Annotated in this window: 2 rRNA genes; both read left to right on the forward strand. The window is 48.6% G+C overall.

What is annotated here, in order from left to right:
* The first annotated feature begins 152 nt into the window (after window positions 1-152).
* Window positions 153-3074 (forward strand): 23S ribosomal RNA (locus tag E2558_RS12245).
* 69 nt (window positions 3075-3143) lie between these two features.
* Window positions 3144-3248: ribosomal RNA gene (gene rrf / locus E2558_RS12250) — 5S ribosomal RNA — on the forward strand; the annotation flags it as partial.

Consider the following 3248-nt stretch of genomic DNA (forward strand, 5'->3'; position numbering starts at 1 on the left):
TAAATAATTTAAATTGTACATTGAAAACTAGATAAGTAAGTAAATAGATTTTACCAAGCAAAACCGAGTGAATAGAGTTTTAAATAAGCTTGAATTCATAAAAAATAATCGCTAGTGTTCGAAAGAACACTCACAGATTAATAACTATATTAGATTAAGTTATTAAGGGCGCACGGTGGATGCCTTGGCACTAGAAGCCGATGAAGGACGTTACTAACGACGATATGCTTTGGGTAGCTGTAAGTAAGCGTTGATCCAGAGATTTCCGAATGGGGGAACCCAACACGAGTTATGTCGTGTTATCGACAAGTGAATTCATAGCTTGTCAGAAGGCAGACCCGGAGAACTGAAACATCTTAGTACCCGGAGGAAGAGAAAGAAAATTCGATTCCCTGAGTAGCGGCGAGCGAAACGGGAAGAGCCCAAACCAATAAGCTTGCTTATTGGGGTTGTAGGACACTCTATACGGAGTTACAAAGGAATATGTTAGACGAATCATCTGGAAAGTTGAATCAAAGAAGGTAATAATCCTGTAGTTGAAAACGTATTCTCTCTTGAGTGGATCCTGAGTACGACGGAGCACGTGAAATTCCGTCGGAATCTGGGAGGACCATCTCCTAAGGCTAAATACTCTCTAGTGACCGATAGTGAACCAGTACCGTGAGGGAAAGGTGAAAAGTACCCCGGAAGGGGAGTGAAAGAGAACTTGAAACCGTGTGCTTACAAGTAGTCAGAGCCCGTTAATGGGTGATGGCGTGCCTTTTGTAGAATGAACCGGCGAGTTACGATCTGATGCAAGGTTAAGCAGGAAATGTGGAGCCGTAGCGAAAGCGAGTCTGAATAGGGCGTTCAGTATTTGGTCGTAGACCCGAAACCAGGTGATCTACCCATGGTCAGGTTGAAGTTCAGGTAACACTGAATGGAGGACCGAACCGACTTACGTTGAAAAGTGAGCGGATGAACTGTGGGTAGCGGAGAAATTCCAATCGAACTTGGAGATAGCTGGTTCTCTCCGAAATAGCTTTAGGGCTAGCCTCAAGTGATGATTATTGGAGGTAGAGCACTGTTTGGACGAGGGGCCCCTCTCGGGTTACCGAATTCAGACAAACTCCGAATGCCAATTAATTTAACTTGGGAGTCAGAACATGGGTGATAAGGTCCGTGTTCGAAAGGGAAACAGCCCAGACCACCAGCTAAGGTCCCAAAATATATGTTAAGTGGAAAAGGATGTGGCGTTGCCCAGACAACTAGGATGTTGGCTTAGAAGCAGCCATCATTTAAAGAGTGCGTAATAGCTCACTAGTCGAGTGACACTGCGCCGAAAATGTACCGGGGCTAAACATATTACCGAAGCTGTGGATTGTCCTTTGGACAATGGTAGGAGAGCGTTCTAAGGGCGTTGAAGCATGATCGCAAGGACATGTGGAGCGCTTAGAAGTGAGAATGCCGGTGTGAGTAGCGAAAGACGGGTGAGAATCCCGTCCACCGATTGACTAAGGTTTCCAGAGGAAGGCTCGTCCGCTCTGGGTTAGTCGGGTCCTAAGCTGAGGCCGACAGGCGTAGGCGATGGATAACAGGTTGATATTCCTGTACCACCTAACATCGTTTTAATCGATGGGGGGACGCAGTAGGATAGGCGAAGCGTGCTGTTGGAGTGCACGTCCAAGCAGTGAGATTGAGTGTTAGGCAAATCCGGCACTCTTAAGATTGAGCTGTGATGGGGAGAGGAAATTGTTTCCTCGAGTCGTTGATTTCACACTGCCGAGAAAAGCCTCTAGATAGATAATAGGTGCCCGTACCGCAAACCGACACAGGTAGTCAAGATGAGAATTCTAAGGTGAGCGAGCGAACTCTCGTTAAGGAACTCGGCAAAATGACCCCGTAACTTCGGGAGAAGGGGTGCTCTTTAGGGTGCAAGCCCAGAAGAGCCGCAGTGAATAGGCCCAAGCGACTGTTTATCAAAAACACAGGTCTCTGCTAAACCGTAAGGTGATGTATAGGGGCTGACGCCTGCCCGGTGCTGGAAGGTTAAGAGGAGTGGTTAGCTTCTGCGAAGCTACGAATCGAAGCCCCAGTAAACGGCGGCCGTAACTATAACGGTCCTAAGGTAGCGAAATTCCTTGTCGGGTAAGTTCCGACCCGCACGAAAGGCGTAACGATTTGGGCACTGTCTCAACGAGAGACTCGGTGAAATCATAGTACCTGTGAAGATGCAGGTTACCCGCGACAGGACGGAAAGACCCCGTGGAGCTTTACTGTAGCCTGATATTGAAATTCGGCACAGCTTGTACAGGATAGGTAGGAGCCTTTGAAGCGTGAGCGCTAGCTTACGTGGAGGCGTTGGTGGGATACTACCCTAGCTGTGTTGGCTTTCTAACCCGCACCACTTATCGTGGTGGGAGACAGTGTCAGGCGGGCAGTTTGACTGGGGCGGTCGCCTCCTAAAAGGTAACGGAGGCGCTCAAAGGTTCCCTCAGAATGGTTGGAAATCATTCATAGAGTGTAAAGGCATAAGGGAGCTTGACTGCGAGACCTACAAGTCGAGCAGGGTCGAAAGACGGACTTAGTGATCCGGTGGTTCCGCATGGAAGGGCCATCGCTCAACGGATAAAAGCTACCCCGGGGATAACAGGCTTATCTCCCCCAAGAGTTCACATCGACGGGGAGGTTTGGCACCTCGATGTCGGCTCATCGCATCCTGGGGCTGTAGTCGGTCCCAAGGGTTGGGCTGTTCGCCCATTAAAGCGGTACGCGAGCTGGGTTCAGAACGTCGTGAGACAGTTCGGTCCCTATCCGTCGTGGGCGTAGGAAATTTGAGAGGAGCTGTCCTTAGTACGAGAGGACCGGGATGGACATACCTCTGGTGTACCAGTTGTCGTGCCAACGGCATAGCTGGGTAGCTATGTATGGACGGGATAAGTGCTGAAAGCATCTAAGCATGAAGCCCCCCTCAAGATGAGATTTCCCAACTTCGGTTATAAGATCCCTCAAAGATGATGAGGTTAATAGGTTCGAGGTGGAAGCGTGGCGACACGTGGAGCTGACGAATACTAATCGATCGAAGACTTAATCAATTTTTTCAAAGTTTTGCGACGCAAAATCTTTACTTACTATCTAGTTTTGAATGTATAATCATTCACTTGTCTGGTGACAATGGCAAGGAGGTCACACCTGTTCCCATGCCGAACACAGAAGTTAAGCTCCTTAGCGCCGATGGTAGTTGGATTTACGTTCCGCTAGAGTAGGAC

This window comes from Staphylococcus pragensis, assembly GCF_004785665.1.
Classification (GTDB): Bacteria; Bacillota; Bacilli; order Staphylococcales; family Staphylococcaceae; genus Staphylococcus; species Staphylococcus pragensis.